At 47.2% G+C, this 19,968-nt stretch carries 20 protein-coding genes; 7 read left to right on the top strand and 13 right to left on the bottom strand.

The window, feature by feature from the left end; translation table 11 throughout:
• The first annotated feature begins 71 nt into the window (after positions 1–71).
• Complete coding sequence (locus tag AC3DOM_RS02065) at positions 72–2,411, top strand: PEP/pyruvate-binding domain-containing protein (protein ID WP_487917363.1); 2,340 nt, start codon at positions 72–74, stop codon at positions 2,409–2,411.
• Here the strand turns inward: AC3DOM_RS02065 and AC3DOM_RS02060 are convergent.
• The 6 genes from AC3DOM_RS02060 to AC3DOM_RS02035 form a co-directional block, all read right to left on the bottom strand.
• A complete protein-coding gene (locus AC3DOM_RS02060) occupies positions 2,390–3,871 on the bottom strand; it encodes a hypothetical protein (RefSeq protein WP_487917362.1) in 1,482 nt (493 codons plus the stop codon). The genes AC3DOM_RS02065 and AC3DOM_RS02060 overlap by 22 nt on opposite strands.
• 223 nt (positions 3,872–4,094) lie before the next feature.
• Positions 4,095–4,991, bottom strand: a complete 897-nt coding sequence (locus AC3DOM_RS02055) for a CPBP family intramembrane glutamic endopeptidase (RefSeq protein WP_487917361.1) — start codon at positions 4,989–4,991, stop codon at positions 4,095–4,097.
• Between the two features lie 8 nt (positions 4,992–4,999).
• Positions 5,000–5,215, bottom strand: a complete 216-nt coding sequence (locus AC3DOM_RS02050; RefSeq protein ID WP_487917360.1) for a hypothetical protein — start codon at positions 5,213–5,215, stop codon at positions 5,000–5,002.
• Positions 5,216–5,389: 174 nt separating this feature from the next.
• Positions 5,390–6,040 carry an SdpI family protein gene (locus AC3DOM_RS02045; protein WP_487917359.1) on the bottom strand — a complete coding sequence of 217 codons (651 nt, stop codon included), beginning with the start codon at positions 6,038–6,040 and terminating at the stop codon, positions 5,390–5,392.
• 167 nt (positions 6,041–6,207) lie between these two features.
• Positions 6,208–7,152 (bottom strand): slipin family protein, encoded by a 945-nt coding sequence (locus AC3DOM_RS02040; protein ID WP_487917358.1) that lies wholly within the window; start codon positions 7,150–7,152, stop codon positions 6,208–6,210.
• 13 nt (positions 7,153–7,165) lie between these two features.
• A complete protein-coding gene (locus AC3DOM_RS02035) occupies positions 7,166–7,591 on the bottom strand; it encodes a GntR family transcriptional regulator (RefSeq protein ID WP_487917357.1) in 426 nt (141 codons plus the stop codon).
• Between the two features lie 214 nt (positions 7,592–7,805).
• On the opposite strand from AC3DOM_RS02035, the gene AC3DOM_RS02030 reads away from it, so the two are divergent.
• Entirely contained in the window at positions 7,806–8,411 is a 606-nt protein-coding gene (locus AC3DOM_RS02030) for a hypothetical protein (protein WP_487917356.1), read from the top strand.
• 28 nt (positions 8,412–8,439) lie between these two features.
• Positions 8,440–9,711 carry an AGE family epimerase/isomerase gene (locus AC3DOM_RS02025; RefSeq protein ID WP_487917355.1) on the top strand — a complete coding sequence of 424 codons (1,272 nt, stop codon included), beginning with the start codon at positions 8,440–8,442 and terminating at the stop codon, positions 9,709–9,711.
• A gap of 67 nt (positions 9,712–9,778) precedes the next feature.
• Here AC3DOM_RS02025 and AC3DOM_RS02020 read toward each other — a convergent pair whose 3' ends face one another.
• From AC3DOM_RS02020 to AC3DOM_RS02010, 3 genes are read right to left on the bottom strand one after another with little or no spacing between them, the layout of a single operon-like run.
• Positions 9,779–11,002, bottom strand: coding sequence for a c-type cytochrome (locus tag AC3DOM_RS02020; RefSeq protein WP_487917354.1), 1,224 nt, complete (start codon positions 11,000–11,002; stop codon positions 9,779–9,781).
• A gap of 11 nt (positions 11,003–11,013) precedes the next feature.
• Entirely contained in the window at positions 11,014–11,673 is a 660-nt protein-coding gene (locus AC3DOM_RS02015) for a cytochrome b (RefSeq protein ID WP_487917353.1), read from the bottom strand.
• A gap of 5 nt (positions 11,674–11,678) precedes the next feature.
• Positions 11,679–12,164 carry a QcrA and Rieske domain-containing protein gene (locus tag AC3DOM_RS02010; protein WP_487917352.1) on the bottom strand — a complete coding sequence of 162 codons (486 nt, stop codon included), beginning with the start codon at positions 12,162–12,164 and terminating at the stop codon, positions 11,679–11,681.
• A 299-nt stretch (positions 12,165–12,463) separates the two neighbouring features.
• Between AC3DOM_RS02010 and AC3DOM_RS02005 the strand changes: the two genes are divergently transcribed.
• The 4 genes from AC3DOM_RS02005 to AC3DOM_RS01990 are packed head-to-tail and all read left to right on the top strand — an operon-like array spanning position 12,464 to position 15,809.
• On the top strand, positions 12,464–12,850 hold the full coding sequence (locus AC3DOM_RS02005; protein ID WP_487917351.1) for a succinate dehydrogenase/fumarate reductase transmembrane subunit: 387 nt from the start codon (positions 12,464–12,466) through the stop codon (positions 12,848–12,850).
• Positions 12,851–12,862: 12 nt separating this feature from the next.
• A complete protein-coding gene (locus tag AC3DOM_RS02000) occupies positions 12,863–13,282 on the top strand; it encodes a hypothetical protein (protein ID WP_487917350.1) in 420 nt (139 codons plus the stop codon).
• 13 nt (positions 13,283–13,295) lie between these two features.
• Positions 13,296–15,092, top strand: a complete 1,797-nt coding sequence (locus tag AC3DOM_RS01995) for an FAD-dependent oxidoreductase (protein WP_487917349.1) — start codon at positions 13,296–13,298, stop codon at positions 15,090–15,092.
• A gap of 9 nt (positions 15,093–15,101) precedes the next feature.
• Entirely contained in the window at positions 15,102–15,809 is a 708-nt protein-coding gene (locus AC3DOM_RS01990) for a succinate dehydrogenase iron-sulfur subunit (protein ID WP_487917348.1), read from the top strand.
• Positions 15,810–15,986: 177 nt separating this feature from the next.
• Here the strand turns inward: AC3DOM_RS01990 and AC3DOM_RS01985 are convergent, their stop codons facing one another.
• The 4 genes from AC3DOM_RS01985 to AC3DOM_RS01970 form a co-directional block, all read right to left on the bottom strand.
• Positions 15,987–17,432 (bottom strand): glycosyltransferase, encoded by a 1,446-nt coding sequence (locus tag AC3DOM_RS01985; RefSeq protein WP_487917347.1) that lies wholly within the window; start codon positions 17,430–17,432, stop codon positions 15,987–15,989.
• 29 nt (positions 17,433–17,461) lie between these two features.
• Entirely contained in the window at positions 17,462–17,959 is a 498-nt protein-coding gene (locus AC3DOM_RS01980; protein ID WP_487917346.1) for a DoxX family protein, read from the bottom strand.
• A gap of 10 nt (positions 17,960–17,969) precedes the next feature.
• Positions 17,970–19,004: an ABC transporter ATP-binding protein gene (locus AC3DOM_RS01975; RefSeq protein WP_487917345.1), complete on the bottom strand. Its 1,035-nt coding sequence runs from the start codon at positions 19,002–19,004 to the stop codon at positions 17,970–17,972.
• A 62-nt stretch (positions 19,005–19,066) separates the two neighbouring features.
• On the bottom strand, positions 19,067–19,906 hold the full coding sequence (locus tag AC3DOM_RS01970) for a transporter substrate-binding domain-containing protein (protein ID WP_487917344.1): 840 nt from the start codon (positions 19,904–19,906) through the stop codon (positions 19,067–19,069).
• Between the last annotated feature and the right edge of the window lie 62 nt (positions 19,907–19,968).

The raw sequence follows: 19,968 nt of genomic DNA, 5'->3' as shown, positions 1-19,968 counted from the left end.
AAAGATAAAGAGTAAAGTGTCAGGGATGATTATTACCCTGACATTTTTTGCATATCCATAAGAAAACACATATGACCTTAGCTGCCCCTTCTTCTGATCGCATCCTTAATATTTATCTCACTCTCAACCAATATCCCGTGTTGAGCAGCCGTATCCGGGCCCGAATGCGCAGAGAGCTATTTGAACGCGGTATCATTTCCCGGGAAAATTTTAACACCGAGGCGCGTGAAAAGGCGGTCATCTCCCAGGAGCGCGAGGGGCTGCGTGATCCTTTTAGTGAAGAGACTTCGGAAATCTGGGAACTACGCCTGGCACGAATTCGAGATTCACTGACTGATTTTTATTTTGCCTATAATTTTCCCTACGATCATCTTGAGGAGATCATCGTCAAAATCCTTGCGGAGCGCGGCAGCCTGACACCAGATCTCATCACCTTTAATCCTGAGCTTGCCCCGCAAGATATGATCTTTGATCAGGCTACCGCCATCGAAAGTTTACCTCCTGATCAGCGAGAAATTCTTGAAGCGCGCCTCCAGGACATCAAGGTCGTACTAATTCGTACGCTGATCAGTGACCAGCTTGCCTATATCAAAATTGCCAAAGAATGGTTTCAGATCTCTGATCTTCAAAAAATCCGTAAAAGGAAGATCGGAGAAGGGAAGATTGGCGGTAAAAGCGCCGGGATGCTCCTTGCCGCCCGCATTCTTGCAGAGGTCGCGCCAGATGAGATTAAAGCACTGATACGCACCCCAGACTCTTACTATCTTGGATCTGGTGTGATGTATGACTTTATGGAAAATAACGGACTGATGAGGTGGGCAGATCAAAAATATGAGCCAGAAGAGGTGATCAGAGAAGATTATCCAAAATTGCTGAAAGAATTTTGCGAATCAAAATTTCCGGATGAGATTCTCGAACCATTGAGAGCGCTGATTGAAAAAGCTGGAAAACAACCGCTGATCGTGCGTTCGTCCAGTTTGCTGGAAGATAATTTTGGCTCCTCCTTTGCGGGAAAATACGAAAGCTTTTTTTGTCCCAACCAGGGAAGCGTTGAAGAAAATCTGGCCGCCCTCACGGATGCAATTGCCCGTGTCTACGCCAGTGCACTGAGACTTGAACCAATCGTTTATCGTGCTCAGGTAGGATTGATTGACTACGATGAACGGATTGCCATATTGATCCAATTTGTTGAGGGAGAAAAAGTTGGTGACTATTTCCTGCCACACGGCGCAGGCGTGGCCTTCAGCCGCAATCTCTATCGCTGGTCTCCTGATATTCGTCGGGAAGATGGTTTCCTGCGCCTGGTCTGGGGCCTGGGTACACGGGCTGTTGACCAAACGGGCAATGATTATCCTCGCCTGGTTGCGCTCAGTCGCCCCCTCCTGCAACCGGCTGATAATATCAAAGCCATTCAACGGTATTCCCAGCAATACGTTGATTTGATCGATCTCAAAACCAATGAATTTCGCGCCTTACCTGTTAGCGAGGTGGTCAATTCCCGCTACGCGCCACTTCGCTATATTGCGCAAAATATCGAAGGCGGCTTTCTCTCTTCCCTACACACCAATCTAATTGATAAAGAGAAACTGGTGATCAATTTTGATGAACTCCTCCGAAGGACAAAATTTGCAGAGCATATGAAAACGGCGCTCAGCTTACTTGAAAAACATTATAAAGCCCCGGTTGACACAGAATTCGCCATAAAAATTCTCGAACCAAGATCTATCCAACCCAAAGTAGAAATCACCATCCTCCAATGCCGTCCGCAAAGTCAAATAGAAGAAGGGAAAGAAGTTAATCTGCCCTCCAAAATTGCCAAGAAAAAAATAATCTTTTCCACCAGACGAATGGTACCGCGTGGCAGCGTTAGCAATATACGGTATGTCCTCTTTGTTCCTCCTGAAGGGTATTTCAGTATTGCCTCCCAAGGTGAGAGAAATAAATTGGAACGAGCGATCGGTCACCTTAACGCAGCGTTGGATAAAGAAATCTATATCGCTGTGGGGCCTGGACGTTGGGGAACATCAAGCCCGGATTTGGGCGTGCATATCGGCTACGCAGATATCTATAATACCCGTGCTTTGGTCGAGCTATCTGGCGAGGGCGTCGGAACCGCCCCCGAGCCATCCTTTGGGACCCACTTTTTTCAGGATTTGATGGAAGCGAAAATCTACCCCCTGGCAATCTACCTTGATGATGAGGATGTCATCTTCAACAGAAAATTCTTCTACAAGACCCCCAACCACATCCAGGACTGGATCAGCGCAGATGAATCTCTTATGAAATGCCTGAGGGTAATCGATGTTAAAGATTTTCTCCCCAAGCATCACCTTAGCCTCGTTATGGATGATGAAAAAGGGAAGGCAGTCGCTTATCTTGAAAGAGAAGATCAGGGTATGGTCTCGATCTGATAGACTACAAACCGGCGATTATTATAGATTTTTTCCAGACCAATCGGGCAGGAAGTGATTTCTTCAGGCGCGATCTGCCCCATATCCTCCCATTTTTTATTAATAACCACATAATCTCCATGCTCAAGATTTTCACATGTTAAGACAAGAATTGAATCACGCCCGGTCATCAGGCGCATGATGCGGGGTTTGAAGAAAATGATCAGGCTATCTTCGGGCAGATTCTTCTTGACATAGTCAAATAACTCAATAGCGACCTCGTCGAATGGCCCATGGATTTCTCTCTCGCTGGCTAAATTCCCCAAAGCTCCCTGCCCGGAAATGACAAAGAAAGCAAGCGCCAAATAGATCAAAACCCCGCGGTAAAAAAGCTGGAAGATTTTTGAGGTTCTTTCTGTCATGAAGGAAAGAACCGCGCCAAATCCCTGCGCCGCGAGGTAAATGAAAACCGGAATAATGGGGAAGAGAAAACGAATTCCCTGTAGAGCAGGCCAGGAGATATAAAGCAAGAGAGTCAGAACAAAGTAGAGAATAAAGAGGATATTTTCTTTAAATTTCCGAAATATACCGGCAAGAAAGAAAAGACAAAAAATGCCGTATAAAACTTGAGCATAGGCGATTTCTGCAAAAAAGGATTGACCAAGGTTCAAATAAAAGAGTAAATAGGGCCATAATTGGGAAAGACGGAAGTTTTCATAAAGGGATAAGTGAGAAGCCTGCCCATCGGGGAAAATCAGAGAGGTCAGTATCCACAAAGCAAAAAAGACGAGGTAAGGCGTTGCCAACAGGAGAATATTCTTTTTGATCTCAACAAAATCCATCTTCCCTTTAACGAGAAGAAATATCTCGTAGGCAATCAAGGTGGGGAGCAGTAGCAAGCCATTTGTCCGGACGAAGAAAGCGGCAAACATCATGCCCCCGATGAGAATCCACCTGGCGTATCCCGATCCATTTGAGGAGGGTACAGCATCCTGTCTATCGATTAAAAAGAGGGCAAACGTTGAAAAAAAGAGGAAGACAATATCAGAGAGGATACTATCCTGCGCATTCAAGAAAACTGGATTGAAGGCAAAGATGGCCATTAAAGCAAGCGAATCAAAATATGACAGGCGCTTTCGGAGAAGAAAAAAGAGACAAAGGAGAAAAAGAAGATAAAAGAGAATGTTGAGCAATTTCATACTCAACGTGCTGATTCCCATCAGCGCCAGAACCGGGGCGAGGAGGAGCGGGTATCCCCAAGGATAGGCTATCGGACCAACTGGTACATCCGACTCGAGAACGGTAACTGTATTATGAAAAATAAAACCGGTGAGATCACCGTCGATGATACTCCTTGCCTGCATGATATAGGCCGCAAAATCACTATAGGCCCAATTATGCCCGCTTGTGAGCATGCCATAGCCGAGTACTCCTGATAGGATCAGGACCACGATTAATCCAAGAATTTGTTTTTTTGTCATTTCTGAGTATATAGTTGCCAAGTGGTAATGAAGAATAAATAGTGCGGATTTTAACCAAACCTTGCAGGCGGGTGATCGGCTGTTGATGATTTGGGCTTTGCTCTAAAGGATAATAATAAACAACCTCCATTTTACTTTAGAACATTTGTTCTTGTTTGTATATGGCCATTTTCTGATAAAAAAAGAGAGAGATGATCAGTCTCTCTCCTGCAATTTGAACCTGCTACCGCTGGTCAATATTTTCTGCTTTCAGCGACTCGATGATGACCGGAACACGCCGGGACCCCAAAAGCCATAAAACAAATATCGCCAATGGGATCCACCCCATCACGCTGGCAAGGGTCCCACCAATTGCCAGATCAATGCCTGGTATGAGGAATAATATCGGCAAGCTGGCAATGGCATTTAAGGAACCATGCGCGAGGGCGGGAGTCCAGGGGCTTTTGGTATTGAGATATAACCAGCTCATAATTATGCCGACCAGAAGGGTGAAGACAACCATCATAAAAACCCCGGCAATTGGATAACCTGGATAGTTCAAGCCCATCACTATGGCGGGCGCATGCCAAAATCCCCAAATAAGATTACTGATGAGAATGGCCTTCCATTGGCCAAGAGGAAGCAACTTTGGCAGCAGAAATCCACGCCAGCCAAGCTCTTCGCCCAAAGCAAAGATGACGTTTATCAGTGGAGCGATTGTCAGCGCAGCACCGATCTGGATCGCAATCAGCAATGACGAGGTCAGTGCGCCCGTGTCAGGGAGTGCAGCAATGGTCTCGTTGACAGTTGTCAGATTGGGATCAAATTCGCCTATTCCAAATAAGACGGTCACCAAGCCTGCCACAACTGTCAGGATCGGGAAGAGCAACCAGGCCCAAAGGTAAAAGCGTTTCGGGCCCAGTCGTCCCAGATTCAGATCACGGAATGATCCGCCTGAGGTGAGGGTCGCAACGATGGCCGCAATCCCCGGTCCCCACATGGCGAGGGAATAAGCAACTGTCGTCACGATCTGCTGGATTTGCGCGTCCTCATTTTTGAAGGCCAGGGGCAGAAGAAATAAAGGCCAGGCGATCAGGAAGGCAATCACGATAAAGATTGTCAGGGCTTTGCGGTTAATCATATTTTCTCCTAGGATGGCAAATTACGATGGCGACGGGACGTTCTGGTCAGCGGGCGTTTGGCGACGATGGTCACTTTGGCGCTATTGCTGGGGGTATAGACATTGATCGCTTCCCAGCCTTCCTCACCCCATTCATCCAGGGTATCCTGAATGGCCTCATCTTTTGTACCAAAGGCGGAACCGATGGTTTCAACGCGGTATTCCCATTGGGCAAAATCTGTCATAGCAATCTCCCTGAATTATTCAGCCGCTTTATAGACACTGGAAACTAAAAACAACAATTCCTTCATCGTCATTGCGAGGTAGTTTTTTCGCCGAAGCAATCTCCATTTCAATGAGGGAGACTGCTTCGCAAAGGCAGCTCGCAGTGACGTGAAATAATAATATTGAAAATTTACTTATAGTGTATTAAGTTCGCGTTGATAAAGAATATAAGAATAAATATAGAGGAATAAAGTTGTCCCAAGAACAGGGACAAGGATAAACCAGATCGCATTGGAACCGAAGAATATGCCAAGGATGGCAATCACTCCTGAGACCATGAACAGGGTTGCGCCAAGTCGATGGATCTCATCCCAAACGGTATCACTGCTCAAGGTCCAGGGGGTACGGATACCGATAAACCAATTTCGCTTTGCTTTGCGGAGCATGTAGCCAATGAAAAAGAAAAGCAATCCCATTGCAGGCAGGATCGCTGTACTCATTTTGAAAAAGGTCCAGCCGAGATTCCAGAAGATGGTCAGCTTCCAGATATATCCCAGGAACAGCATGATCACAAGGATGAAGAGATTAAAGGCCTCGCGAAATTTAGCCACATTTTCTTTGAGGGGATCAAGGTGCGGTATAGCCAGGAAAAGCAGAAACATTCCCAAAGAAACTATGGGCATCATAAAGACACCCCAGAACCTACTCATATACCCATCAACCACATCGTTGACACCCCAGTGGGATGCCATTGGGTCGGGCAATAAATCGTAGACTACGACACCTGCAATTACTGAAATCAGGATGATGATACTTACTAAAATAGTTGTCAGTTTTGTGCTCATAGTACTCTCCTACGAATCTCATTATCTTTAGGACTTATCCATTTTTATAGCCCTTGTCCCAATGCTCTGCGTTGGGTATTATGACAAGCCGCAACGCAGAGCATTGCGTAGAGGAAAAGGTGGACTGCGTATGTCCTTTATCCTGATGTTTCATGTGAAACAACACATTACTCTTCTTCAGGCAGATTGTTTTGCGCCAAAGATACCATCCCACTCAGACCGCCAAGATTCATTGTATCGACAGCGCTGCTGGGGACGATCACCAAAGCACCCTTTTCCTTCAAGCCTTCAAAGAGCATGTTCATGGCTCGCAGATGTAAGGCGGTGGGATTATTGGCATAGGCTTTTGATGCCTCGGCAAAAGAGCCTGCTATTTGCATTTCGGATTCTCCGAGGATGACACGCGCCTGTCGTTCACGCTCAGCCTGTGCCTGACGACTCATGGCATCTTCCAATTCCTGCGGAATGACGATGTCGCGGATCTCCACGGATTGGACAGTCACACCCCAGGGGGTTGTGCGCTCGTCGATGATCTTCTGCAGATCTTCGTCCATCTTCGCCCGACCAACCAGAATGTCGGCGAGGGTCATCTGACCGATCACTTCGCGGAGGGCAGTCTGGGCGGCCCAGGCAATCGCGACCTGATAATCTTCCACTTCAAGGGCAGCCTTCTCAGCATCCCAGACAACCCAGAAAAGGACGGCGTCCACATCCACTGGAACAGTATCTTTTGTAAGCGTTTTTTCTGCGGCAAAGGGCGTCACCATGACACGATGATCGATCCAGTTGGGGATGGTATCAACAATCGGGATGATCCAAAATGGGCCTGGCCCGGAAAGCGAACGGAATTTCCCAAATCGGAGCACGATGGCTTTATCCCATTGAGAGGCAACTTTGAAGGCAAATAAGACATAGATCCCAATGATCGTCATTGCTGTTACCCAGATGCCGATCCATGCATCCGGCCTATTTTGATAGTCAAAAATGGCCGCACCGATAACAGCGACCAGCATAAAGAAGCCAAAGATCAATCCGGCGATTCCAGAGATGTGCAAATCCTGGGCATCTTTTTTCGTCTTGTTGATTTCACTACTTTTTGATTTTGGAGACATGATTTCCTCACTTCTATTTTTCTTCGGACTGACGCCAATCCGTAATTTCTTTTTCAAGGATTTTCAAAAACTCATCCGGTTGATACCCCAATCGCAGGGCATCCTGCAGGAAACGCTGGGAAAGGGTCTGCAAGGCCTGCGCCCTGATATCCTCCGGTTTCTCGCTTGCCCTCGCTTCAAGGATATAGGTACCGCGTCCCTGTTGGGTGGAGATGATGCCGGCTTCATCCAGCAGTCTATAAGCGCGAGCAATGGTATTGAAATTAACCCGCAACTCCTGCGCCAAAGCGCGGACCGTGGGTAACTGATCGCCAGGCTGCAAAACACCGGCTTCAACCAGTTGCTCGATCTGCTCCATGACCTGGGTATAGATCGGCACGCCGGAACGAAAATCCAGGCGGATGCGGGAGACAAGGGGGGTAAGATCGTTTGGGTTCATAAGTTTAGATATTGTACTAATTGTATAATTGTACTAATTGTACGCGAGAATTACTTTTTGTCAAGAAGGAAAAAGAGGATGTATAATCTGGGGGAGTTGGACATTATTGGCGAGGAAGTTTTTATCTGGTACCGAAGATAAGGCGGTATGCAATCCATTAGATCGCTGGTTTAGCGGCTCTTCGTCGGATGGGCACAATTTGTAAAAAAACGATATGAAACAATTTATAACAACGTTTCGCGACTCCATGATTCAAAGACCGCTTAGTTTGCTTACCTTGGTGTTAACGGGGTTCATGATCACAGTTCCCTTATACCAACGGTTTAGCGGTATTGTGTATATTGAACAGCTGAATTGGGTAGATGGTACAACAATCATTATGGTTGGGATCATTCTCATTCGTGGAGTCCTCCATTGGCAATCTGATACTGACTTGCAAGCAGTTTCCATCGCATTGATTGCCGCGTTGTCTTTCCTATTCACATTTGAGGCACTCTATAAGCTCTCTTTCTACACATTTCCATGGCGCATGGCGGGAGCAGAACTCAGAGAATTTGTGATCCAGGTCGGGATAGCGCTGACCGTCCTGGTTGGATTTGCTTTTGGCAGGTTCAGCATATCCAGGCCAAGCAAAGTTTTTATAGGGATATTCATCATCAGCTGGATTATTTGGTTGTTAGTCGGTTTCCCGCAACTTGAGAGTGGGGAAAACTTCTACGCTGCAATCATCAATATCCCTATCACTCAAAACATGATTTATTTTCTCAATCGAGCAACGAAGGGTGCTTTGTGTCTGGTCTATATTTCTCTTTATAAGTAGATGTTTTCCTGTCATAAGGAACTAATCCATGTCAATCACCAAAGAAAGAATTCAAGCTGCCCATCAACAGGTCTCAAATGCGCTCGAAGACGGTGTGATCCCATTTTGGCTGGAGCGCAGCCTGGATAAGGACTTTGGCGGTTTCCTGACCAACTTCGATGAAAAGGGTCAGGATCTGGGAACTCCCGAAAAATATCTCAACACACAATGCCGCTTGATCTGGTGGTTCTCAACCCTGACCCGTCATTACCCACATAAGAAAGCATATCGCCAGATGGCTCAACAGGGTATGGACTTCCTGCTCAGGCATTTCTGGGATGCCCGGCATGGCGGCTGGTTTTGGAAGACACGGCGTGACGGTGCAAAACTGGATGATGGTAAATCGGTCTACGGTCAGAGTTTTGCCATTTACGCCACGGCGGAATACTATCGCGCCACCCGGGATCATCGCGTGCTCGAATATGCCAATCGCACTTTTGACCTGCTGCAAATCTACTGTGCGGATACTTTGCGAGGCGGGTATTTTGAAAATCTGGAACGCGAGTGGCAAGTTTCGGATCCTGGTTTTTATGGCGGCGACCGGAAAGGGCTGGACACACATATGCATCTGATGGAAGCATTCACCAGCCTCTATGCGGCTTCCGGGCTTCAAATTCACCGCGCCAAATTGGGAGCACAGGTGGAGTTGATCCTCCGGCATCTGATCAATCCTGAAACTGGCTGCGGGCGCAACCAGGTGGATCTGGATTTCAACCCGATACCCGCCATTGCGCTGAATCGCACCTGGAACGCTGAACGTGCCGGGGAAACCCCTGCTGTTCCAACAGATACCACCTCCTATGGGCATAACGTGGAACTCTCCTGGCTGATGAATCTTGCGATCCAAACCGGTGATTTACCGCTGGAACCGTATAAACCGGCCATGAAAAGATTATTGGACCACGCCCTCCAGCATGGCGTGGATTGGGAATGCGGCGGCATCTACCGGGATGGTATCGCCGATGGTAAAGCTATTATCAAAGAAAAGGAATTCTGGCAGAATGCAGAGGTATTGGTTGGGTTCCTGGATGGGTATGAATCTTTTTGCAACGATCGTTATTTTGATGCCTTTGAGAATGTCTGGGAATTCGTCAATACGCATATGATCAACCATGCTATCGGTGAGTTTCGGACCTTGTTGGATCGCAAAGGTCAGCCAATTGATGCCAATATCGGCAATCCCTGGAAGGTCGCCTACCACACAGGCCGCGCGCTGCTTGAATGTTCAACACGCTTGGCTCGTTTATCTCAAGCCGCCTGAAAGAGATTGCTGCAAAGAAAAAGGCCATCCTTTTCAGGATGGCCTTTTTTGAATCAGTCAATTTTATCTACGGCGCTGGCGTTTCTTCAACCCCTGCTTCAGGAGCAACTTCTCCCTCAACCTCAGGGGCTACTTCGACGCTGAGCGCAGCGGCTTCGGAAGCAGATTCAGGCATCCCGGCTTCGACCCAGCGGATGAACATATCAACAAACTCGGGCTTCAATTCTTTCTTGGGCGGCATCACACCGATCGTCTCATCATCCACACCGATCACTTCGTTCTGCTGAATTGTCTGGAGAAGGATGCTATTCAAATCGCCAGCAACCAGGTTGGGCACATTATTACCACTCTTGAGGATCTCCTCGTAGCTCCCCATCAGATATTCGTTATTCTCTTTGCCCTCACGATGACAGGACATGCAATAACGCTTGGAAACTGCGGAGATATGGACTTCATAGGAAGGCACTTCGCCCTCTGCCAATGTGGGGATCGCAGATGCCGCAACTGCGTCAGCAGGGATTTCAGCACGGTCGTCCCAGCTATAGCGCATAAAGGCGACCATATATTCGATTTCGCTGGGAGTTAGTTCTCCACCATAAGCGCCGCCAAAAGGAGGCATACCCAGGTTTGGCTGACCGTAAGCGATAATGTCAAAAAGGCTGCCATCGTTTCGGGTATACATCTCGTCGGTGCTGCTGATCGATTTGACGATCACACCCTCAAGACCTTCAACACCGGCGATCTCACCGCCTTCCCCATCCGGGCCGTGACATTCCACACATTGGATGGAATACAGATCCTGGCCGAGGACGATCTGTTCGGTGAGGCTTCCGGCAATTTCGGTCTCGACCTGGGGAGGCGTTGTAATAACCGCGTTGATCGTTAACCCAATCATCCCGATCACAATAAAGGTCATTAACCCAATCGCAAACTTTCTTTTGGAGTAATGGCGAAAGGGATTTTTATCGTATAACGGAAGGAGGATCAATGCCAACACTAAAATGCCCGGAATAACTGCCGCACCAACCCACTCGATCTCGCCGGGGAAGTATTTCAGGAATTCAAAGAGGAAAAGAAAATACCACTCGGGACGGGGCACATAAGAGGCATCTGTGGGATCAACCTTGGGTTCGGGATGGATCCCGATAAAAGTCGCCAGGCCGATCAACAATATGAAAAGAGCAAAGGAGACCAACAGATCTTTGTAGATGCTATCGGGCCAGAAGCGTTCACCTTTTTGCAACTTTTCTTCGTATTTTTCGTTTACTTTTTTCTTGAAGTCATCATTCATCGGTGTGCTCCTTAATCATCCTGGTCGGGGTATGCAGATTCACCATGACGCATGATCAGATAAAGGTGAACGCCGATCAAGCCAGCCAAAGCGGCGGGCAGCATCCAGATATGGGCGGAGAAAAAACGTGAGAGCGTCAGGGCGCTCACATCCGTGCCGCCGCGCAAAGCCTTCAGGATAAAATCCCCAATGCCGGGCACGACCCCACCGATCTCAGTCGCGACAACAGTTGCCCAATAAGCCCGCTGGTTGAAGGGGAGCAAATAGCCTGTGAAGCCCATTCCCAGGGTCAGCAGGAAGAGCAGGCTGCCGACGATCCAGGTCAACTCACGGGGATATTTATAAGATGCCGAGAAAAAGGTACGCAACATGTGGATGAAAACAATCAAAACCATCAGAGACGCGCCCCAATGATGGATCCCGCGGATCAACCAGCCGAAGGCAACCCCGTTCATAATATACTGAATGCTGTCATAAGCATGATCCGGTGAGGGGGTGTAGTAAACGGTAAGAAATATCCCGGTGGCACCCTGCATGATAAACAGAAACAAGCTTGCGCTCCCGAGCGTATTCCACCAATTCCCATGGGGTTCGGGACGGTCAAGCAGATTTTTATACAGACCGTCGAACCCTACCCGTTCATCCAGCCAAGCATAGATTTTTTTGAACATAGGTTTTAGCCTTTCTGGAAGAAGATAAAGAGGTTGCCCTCTTCGATCTTTGTTTCATAGCGATCGAGGGGGGCAGGAGGCGGGCCATCAAGGACTTCGCCTTCTGAGCCAAAATGTGCAGCATGGCAGGGGCAGGCGTAGTTATTATTTCCCTCGTCCCAATTGACACTGCAGCTCAGGTGCGTACAACGACTGGAGAGAGCCAGGAGATCGGTTTCGGTTTTACGTAAAATAAAACCACCGTAACTATTCACTGTTTTTTCCCATCCATTGACACTCGAACGGGTAAATGAAAAAGATTTCGGCGAGCCAAGAGGAAAATTTTCCAACGGGCCAAGCGGTATCCAGGCCTCACTGGATTGGACCTTGAGCGCCGGGTCGATCAGATAACCAATCACGGGGATGCCCAGCGCAGCCCCCATGACGGAGCTCAATGCGATCGTAACAACCTTAACAAAATCTCGCCGGCTTATTCGGCTGGAACCTGCCATGCGTACCTCCTTGGGAGTTCATTGCAGAGTATATAGAATTTCAGACAAATACTTACTTAAAAACCATACGTATTTTAATACATTTTGCACTAAAGGATTATAAAGGTCTATTTAATCTTTTTTAGAGGAAGACTGAAACCAAATATCTATGTACATTGTCACTTTCTATGTCCAGGCCTGAATGGGATAATTTATCCGTTCCCGTTATAATACAATCTGATGATTGTTTTTCTAACAAGTAAATCTCTTCGATTTTATGTCTGGACCAGGTATAACGATATTCCAATCAGGAGGCGTAAATGGCTCTAAACCGGAAAGTTAGTCTCTTCACGGGACTAAAATACAAAGGGGGCGGCCCAATGTGGGCATGGATCATGCATCGCCTTAGTGGTTTGGCAATGGTCTTTTTTGTTGGAGGTCATATTATTGCCGGTTTTCTCACCCAGCAATTTGGCAGTGAGGTGGGGATCGCCATCAATACTATTTACGAAAACTGGATCTTCCAACTGGCACTTTTCTTCCTCGTAATTTTTCACGCAGTCAATGGATTGCGCGTCGTCATCCTCGACCTTTGGCCTGCTCTGCTGGAATACCAGCGCGAAGCAATCTGGCTGCAATGGCTTACCTTTATCCCCATCTATGGTCTTGTGCTCGTTGTTGTGCTCAAAGACGCGCTGGGTGGCTAGGAGGAGATGCAGATGAGTTCACGAACTGTAGCAAAACGCGGTTTCAATCTTGACTATATCATGTGGCTTTTCATGCGACTTTCGGCACTGGCCCTATATGCCCTGGGATTGACCGGCCTGGTGGCCGCCCTCATCATGGGAGCCCGCACCCAAACCGATATCAGCACGCTCCTCCGCTGGACATTTTTCCCCAACCCCAGCCATGTCATTAGCAGCGACATCGTCAACCTCGAACCCTGGATCAATTCCTTCTGGCAAATAATCCAGATGCTGGTGGTCTTCTTTGGCGTCACGCATGGCATCAACGGTCTCCGTATGGTTGTGGAAGATTTTATTGGTAGTAGCTGGTGGAGAGTCCTCTGGCGCGGTTTCATTTTTTTCCTTTGGCTTTTCATCTTGCTTGTGGCCATCTACGTAGTTTTGGCTTCATAAGAGGAGTGACTTCATGAAACAACATCAATTTGAAGTCGTTGTTGTGGGTGCCGGTGGCGCAGGCCTGATGGCCGCATTATACGCATCGAAAACCGCTTCGACGGCTGTTATCTCGAAACTATATCCTACACGTTCTCATACTGGTGCTGCGCAGGGCGGCATCGGCGCTGCGCTGGGCAATCTCGAAGAAGATCACCCCGAATGGCATACCTACGACACCGTCAAGGGAAGTGATTATCTCGGCGATCAGGACGCGATTGAGTTCATGTGCGAGGAGGCTCCCAGCATAGTTTACGAGCTGGAACATATGGGGCTTCCCTTCAGCCGAACCGAAGATGGCAAAATAAATCAACGCCCTTTCGGCGGTCATACCAATAACGATACTGGCAGGCCGGTCACCCGCGCATGCTATGCGGCGGACCGTACCGGTCATATGATCCTGCAAACCCTTTATCAGCAAAGCATAAAAAATAAAGTCACCTTCTATGATGAATTCCAAGCGCTGGACGTGATCGTGACAGACGATGGTGTCGCTGGTGTTGTCGCCCTTGAAATTGCGACAGGTGAAATACACGTCTTCCACGCTAAATCTGTTATCTTCGCGACTGGTGGCTGGGGACGTGTCTGGGAGATCACCTCCAATGCCTATGCCTATACCGGTGACGGGGTTGCGATTACCCTGCGTCGCGGCATCCCCGCGCAGGATATGGAGTTCTTCCAATTCCACCCAACCGGCATCTATAAAATGGGTATCCTCATTACCGAAGGTGTTCGCGGCGAAGGCGGCGTACTGATCAATGGCAAAGGGGAGCGCTTTATGGAAAAGGAAGGCTATGCTCCCAACGTCAAGGAATTGGCCTCCCGGGATGTGGTCAGCCGGGCCATGTATCTCGAAATGAAAGCAGGTCTCGGCATCGAAGGGAAGCGTTATCTCTATCTTGATGTTACGCCTGAGATGGTCAACAAATATGCGACTCTCGACGGACGCACGCGCCCGGACGGAACCCCCTATCGTGTCACGAGTGAGGAAATCCTCAGCAAGCTTCCCGACATCATTGACTTCTGCGAAACCTATCTCGGCATCAACCCTGTCACACAGCCAATGCCTGTCCAGCCGACAGCACATTATGGCATGGGCGGTATTCCAACGGATAAATTTGGTCAGGTTGTCGTTGACAAAAAGAATAAGATCTTACCCGGCCTTTATGCAGTTGGCGAAAATGGATGTGTTTCGGTTCACGGAGCCAACCGTTTGGGAACCAACTCCCTGCTCGATCTGGTTGTCTTTGGCAAACACTCTGGCCTGAAGGCTGCTGAATATGCCAGGAATTCAGGCTATATTCCGCTTCCTGAAAATCCCGCAGCTTTTGCAGAAGAACAACTTGAAGCCTTGCGCAATTCCGATGGCGATGAACACATCTCTGATATTGGTAACGAGATGAAAGAGGTCATGTTCGATCATGTCGGTGTCTTCCGCACAGAAGAGGGGATGAGCAAAGCCCTCGGGAAAATCCGCGAGTTGAAAGTCCGCTTCAAAAATATCAAGCTGGATGATAAAGGCTCTGTATTCAATATGGATATCCTGAACGCCTGGGAATTGAGCAACCTGCTCGATATCGCCGAAGTGACCACCGTCTCTGCGTTGAAGCGCAAAGAGAGCCGTGGCGCCCATGCCCGCGATGACTATCCTGAACGAAACGACAAAAAATGGATGAAACATACCCTTGCCTGGCTAAAGGAAGATGATGTCAAGCTGGACTACAAGGATGTGGTCTTCACTAAATTTAAACCGAAAAAACGGGTCTACTAGGAGGATATGATGAAAAAAATAACATTGAAACTCTTCCGCTATAACCCGGAAACAGATAAGAAACCTCATTACGACACTTTCAAAATGGAGGTTGAGCCAACCGACCGCGTGCTTGATCTGATGGAAAAGGTCAAGGGCTATGAAGATGGCACCCTCTCCTTCCGCCGCTCCTGTGCACATGGTGTCTGTGGCTCCTGCTCAATGCGCATCAATGGTGAGAATATGCTGGCCTGCAAGACCCTCGTCCAGGATCTGGGAACAAATAAGATCACGGTGGAGCCAATGCTGGGTCTGACTGTGCTCAAAGATATGATCGTTGATATGAAGCCTTTCTTCATCCATTACGAATCGGTCATGCCTTTCTTTGTCAATGATGAGCCTGATCCTGCACAGGAACGCCTTCAAAGCATCGAAGATCGCGAAAGATTTGACGATACCACCAAATGCATCATGTGCGGCGCCTGCACCACTTCCTGTCCCTCCTTCTGGGCAAATGAAGAATACGTTGGCCCAGCTGCTATTGTCAATGCGCATCGTTTTATTTTTGATAGCCGAGACAAAGCCGCTGCCGAACGATTGCAAATTCTAAACGATCAATTCGGTGTTTACCGCTGCCGCACGATCTTCAACTGCACCGTCGCCTGCCCGCGCGATATTCAAATTACAAAGGCTATCGGTGAGGTCAAGAAGGCGATTGCCACTGGTAATCTCGACTAAGAGAAAAAGAAGCAATTAAAAAGACATCCGAAACCAATAGATTTCGGATGTCTTTTCGTTTATATAACTTTCTCAGGACTTACGCAAAATACCTTTATCTCGCTGCGTTGTAGCTTGTCTACAATTCCCCAACGCAGAGCATTGGGACAAGGACTATAAAAAACGTAAGCCCTATCCCTATTGCTCATAACTTCTTTTTTGTGCTTGCCAAAAATTCAAGCCGGCGATATAAAAATAACCGCCTGCATAAAATATTAGCCATACAACGAGACTCCAAATCCCCTTGGTTAAAACAAAAAACAGCAATCCGGTTGCATAGAGTGCCAATAAAATTTCAAGCCAGGCGAAAGGATCACGTGGCAATATATATTCGTTGATCTTAATAGCGATATTTTCTTCGCTGATATTGAATTTCGGTGTTCGCAAAAAGGCGCTCTGCTTTCCTAATAATGCTTCAAAGACTGCAAGTGAGTTATTGAGAGAAAGCCCCATGCCTAATACTAATAACATTGCAAGATTATAGATTTTCCTAAGATTGGTTTCTTCTTTTTCTCCCATCGCAACCCAATACATCAGCAGCGGACCAATTGCTGCAAACAGAAAAATCGGTGTTATCCAAAGAAACGAGCTTTTAAGCAATATGAGGGGTAAGGCTATGATCAGATTGAATAGCATCAGCGGATGGACAATATAATGGGTAAGATGAATTGTAGCTTCAACTTTTTTGATAAAGGAATTTGATGAATGCCACAAGTCCTTTAGCAGTTTTCGAGCGGTCTGGATGCTGCCTTTCGCCCATCTAAATTGCTGCCGTTTAAAGGCATTAATATGGACCGGGAGCTCTGCCGGAGCAATAACATGGGGAATATATTTGATTTGCCAACCTTTGAGTTGGGCACGATAACTGAGATCCAGATCTTCGGTCAGGGTATCGTGGTGCCATCCCCCCGCATCTTCTATGCATGTTTTTCGCCAAACACCTGCGGTACCGTTGAAATTCAGAAAGAGATCATGTCCACAGCGAACTTCTTGTTCAATTATGAAGTGCCCATTGATCCCGTTGGCTTGTGCCCGCGTTAACCAGGAAGCTTCCTGATTGATATGCCCCCAACGAGCTTGTAAACAGCCAATAGCGGGGCTGTCTTGATAATAGGGCATAATTTCTTCAAGATAATCTGGTGAGGGTAAAAAATCGGCGTCAAATATGGCGATAAACTCTCCTTTTACGGAATCAAGCCCAAATTCCAGTGCGCCTCCCTTATATCCATATCGATCAGGTCTTTGAATATGTTCAATATCCAGACCTTTTAGACGCTGTTTTTTTACGGCCTGAGCAACAATCTCCCTTGTAATATCTGTGGAATCATCCAAAACCTGGATATGGAGACGGTGGCGAGGATATTTTAGATCCCCAACGGCTTCGATAAGACGTTCAACAACATAGCGCTCATTGTAAATTGGAAGTTGAACAGTTACATAAGGTCGATCATCGTTTGTATTAAATCTTTTGATGACGGTGGGCTTATGCCGTTTTACTCTGAACCAGGCCAATACGAGAGAATTATAGCCATATAGGGCCAGAAGCGTAGCGCATAAAAAATAAAGAATTTCTATAAATCTCAATTCATATACCTCTTATCTGATAGAAGCCATTACCACAAGAAAGGGATTTTTGGTTCGCCACGATTTTTCAGAAGCCAGGCATCCAACCCCAAACTGCGCCCTGATTTTGTCATGAATACAACGAAGAGAATGCCCAAAATTGTGACATAGCTCCAGGGCCAATCATGCCCAAAAGTGGCGAGAAAGGTATTGATGATGAAAAAGGCAGCGATTCCACTGGTGATCGGGGTGAATATACCAATCAGCAGGAATAGTCCCATAAGGAATTCCCCAACGAGCTGAACCGGTGCAAAAACACCCCGGATCGGGAGGATGACATTGTCGATAAAGGCAGCGTACCACCCCAGGGAGTTGGCACTTTGAGGAAAGACTTCTGTAAAGAAGTATTGCAATCCATCAGGCGTGTAAAAGCCTTTGGTGAAATTGCTTCCCCAGGTTGTCAGGAAAAGTATGCCAAGCATAATGCGCAATAATGCGACCCAACCCAGAGGTGTGCGTTGATCATCTTTGGTTATTATCGAGTTCATTTTTATCTCCTTACGAGAAAGGGATTAAGTGGATGCGTTCTTTGGGTATATGCAAAACAACCTTTGCGTGTTTATCATACCGGTGATGAGATTGAACAGAAGAACTTAAGATTTGCCCCTCCACCAAAAAATCGACCTGTATTCTGGATCCAAAATTTTTTTGTGAAAGGATTTCTGCTGACAGGTTATTATATCCATTTGCACCAATTTCGACTGCCTCAGGGCGAATGGAGAGCGTTACAACTCCATCAGGCCAATCTATTTGAGAGACTTCCAATTTTCCAATATTGGTTTTTACGCTGCTGCCACGCTTGACTCCCTGGAGTATATTGGCACCTCCAAAAAATTGAAGCACATCAATATCTGCTGGTTGCTCAAAGAATTGATTTGGTGAACCAACCTGGCGTAGACGTCCATCCAGCAGTAGTGCCACCCGATCCGCAATTGTGATCGCCTCTTCCTGATCGTGGGTCACAAAAATAGTGGTTATGCCCAAGTCTTTTTGGATAGAAAGGATCGTTTCCCGTAATTCGATTCGCAAAGCGGGCTCAAGATTACTCAGCGGTTCATCCAATAGCAAAACCTTCGGCTCAACCACCAATGCCCTAGCGAGAGCCACCCGCTGGCGTTGACCGCCTGATAATGAGGCTGGGTGGCGATCTTCAAAACCAGAAAGTTTGACTGCGCTCAAGGCCTTTTCGACTCTTTCTGAAATTTTGGCTTGCTTCATTTTCCGAACTCTTAAGCCAAAGGCAACATTTTCTTCAACCGACATAAATGGGAAGATGGCGTGATTTTGGAAAACCATTACTGCGCCCCGCTTTTCGGGAGGAATATTATTTACCGATATCCCATCAAAACGTATCTCACCAAATGTGGGGGCCAACAGCCCCGCAATTAAACGCAGAACGGTTGTTTTCCCACTCCCTGAAGGGCCAAGTAACGCAAGAAGTTCACCCGATTTGATCTGAAGATCGAGATTTGTCAGAACAGGTTTACCCGGCTCGTATTCTTTGGTGATATTGGTCAGGGTTAGATTGGTCATTTTATTTTTCTAAATTTGTCCAGGATAAGTAGAATTGTATCAAATCCTCAATCTGTTTTTTTTTAGGGCCAAATTTCCATCTCGCCACTTAGTGGCAATGGAACCACGGCATCTGGTCCAACAAACCATCGATTATAGATTTCATGATAAGTGCCTTTTTTCCAGAGTTCCTGAAGCGCAAAGTTAACCTGATCGCGCCAGCTTGAATCATCGTTAGGCAGGCCAACCCCAAATTGGACCTTATTATGCCCTCCGGGGATGAGTTCCAGATTAAGGTCTCCAGCTGCGAGGGCCAGGAGGGTGATATTGTCTTCGGTATAGCCCTCCACGGCACCATCCCGCAGGGCTTGCATTGCAGCCAGCTTATCGGAAAATTCAACTATTTCAGGCGCGGGCCCACCATGGGTTGTGGAATAGTTCGTCCATGAGTCTATAGTAGAGCTACCCGCATTTGCTGCGACTTTTTGGCCCATAATCTCTTCCAAGGTTGCATAAGTGCCTTTGCGAATCAAAAAGGATTGATTATCCCAAAAGTAGGTGATGCTAAAATCAATGGCCTCATCTCTTGAGCGTGTGTGATTCATGCTTGCCACAGAAATATCAACTTTGCCTTCTTGCAGGAAGCTGATCCGGGTGGTTCCATCGACCTGAACCAGATCAATTTCATAACCCAGTTCTTCTGCCAACGCATTCGCGAGATCAACATCGAAACCGACCCATTCGCCATCTTCTTCAAGATAACTCAGGGGTGGATTATCAAAGCGAACACCAATCCGAACGACGCCTTCACTCGCCACACGATCAGCCGTTGATTCAACAGAGGACGCCCCCGAAGCGGTACAAGCACTGATCACAAGGACGATTGCCAAAAACAAAAAGGGAATTATATTTTTTCTTTGCATGATATTAATCTAGCCACCTGACAGTTTTGCATCAACGGTAGGTACACATCGAAATGTTGAAT

It is taken from the genome of Candidatus Desulfolinea nitratireducens (assembly GCF_982879505.1).
This window is presented reverse-complemented; position numbering and strand designations above follow the sequence as displayed.

Excerpts from the sequence above, each read along its gene's own strand:
- AC3DOM_RS02005 (WP_487917351.1), top strand. The coding sequence starts at position 12,464 with ATGGCTCTAAACCGGAAAGTTAGTCTCTTCACGGGACTAAAATACAAA.
- AC3DOM_RS02000 (WP_487917350.1), top strand. The coding sequence starts at position 12,863 with ATGAGTTCACGAACTGTAGCAAAACGCGGTTTCAATCTTGACTATATC.
- AC3DOM_RS02015 (WP_487917353.1), bottom strand. The coding sequence starts at position 11,673 with ATGTTCAAAAAAATCTATGCTTGGCTGGATGAACGGGTAGGGTTCGAC.
- AC3DOM_RS02045 (WP_487917359.1), bottom strand. The coding sequence starts at position 6,040 with ATGAGCACAAAACTGACAACTATTTTAGTAAGTATCATCATCCTGATT.
- AC3DOM_RS01970 (WP_487917344.1), bottom strand. The coding sequence starts at position 19,906 with ATGCAAAGAAAAAATATAATTCCCTTTTTGTTTTTGGCAATCGTCCTT.
- AC3DOM_RS01980 (WP_487917346.1), bottom strand. The coding sequence starts at position 17,959 with ATGAACTCGATAATAACCAAAGATGATCAACGCACACCTCTGGGTTGG.
- AC3DOM_RS01990 (WP_487917348.1), top strand. The coding sequence starts at position 15,102 with ATGAAAAAAATAACATTGAAACTCTTCCGCTATAACCCGGAAACAGAT.
- AC3DOM_RS02040 (WP_487917358.1), bottom strand. The coding sequence starts at position 7,152 with ATGTCTCCAAAATCAAAAAGTAGTGAAATCAACAAGACGAAAAAAGAT.
- AC3DOM_RS01975 (WP_487917345.1), bottom strand. The coding sequence starts at position 19,004 with ATGACCAATCTAACCCTGACCAATATCACCAAAGAATACGAGCCGGGT.
- AC3DOM_RS02050 (WP_487917360.1), bottom strand. The coding sequence starts at position 5,215 with ATGACAGATTTTGCCCAATGGGAATACCGCGTTGAAACCATCGGTTCC.
- AC3DOM_RS02010 (WP_487917352.1), bottom strand. The coding sequence starts at position 12,164 with ATGGCAGGTTCCAGCCGAATAAGCCGGCGAGATTTTGTTAAGGTTGTT.
- AC3DOM_RS02060 (WP_487917362.1), bottom strand. The coding sequence starts at position 3,871 with ATGACAAAAAAACAAATTCTTGGATTAATCGTGGTCCTGATCCTATCA.
- AC3DOM_RS02065 (WP_487917363.1), top strand. The coding sequence starts at position 72 with ATGACCTTAGCTGCCCCTTCTTCTGATCGCATCCTTAATATTTATCTC.
- AC3DOM_RS02035 (WP_487917357.1), bottom strand. The coding sequence starts at position 7,591 with ATGAACCCAAACGATCTTACCCCCCTTGTCTCCCGCATCCGCCTGGAT.
- AC3DOM_RS02055 (WP_487917361.1), bottom strand. The coding sequence starts at position 4,991 with ATGATTAACCGCAAAGCCCTGACAATCTTTATCGTGATTGCCTTCCTG.
- AC3DOM_RS02020 (WP_487917354.1), bottom strand. The coding sequence starts at position 11,002 with ATGAATGATGACTTCAAGAAAAAAGTAAACGAAAAATACGAAGAAAAG.
- AC3DOM_RS02025 (WP_487917355.1), top strand. The coding sequence starts at position 8,440 with ATGTCAATCACCAAAGAAAGAATTCAAGCTGCCCATCAACAGGTCTCA.
- AC3DOM_RS01995 (WP_487917349.1), top strand. The coding sequence starts at position 13,296 with ATGAAACAACATCAATTTGAAGTCGTTGTTGTGGGTGCCGGTGGCGCA.
- AC3DOM_RS02030 (WP_487917356.1), top strand. The coding sequence starts at position 7,806 with ATGAAACAATTTATAACAACGTTTCGCGACTCCATGATTCAAAGACCG.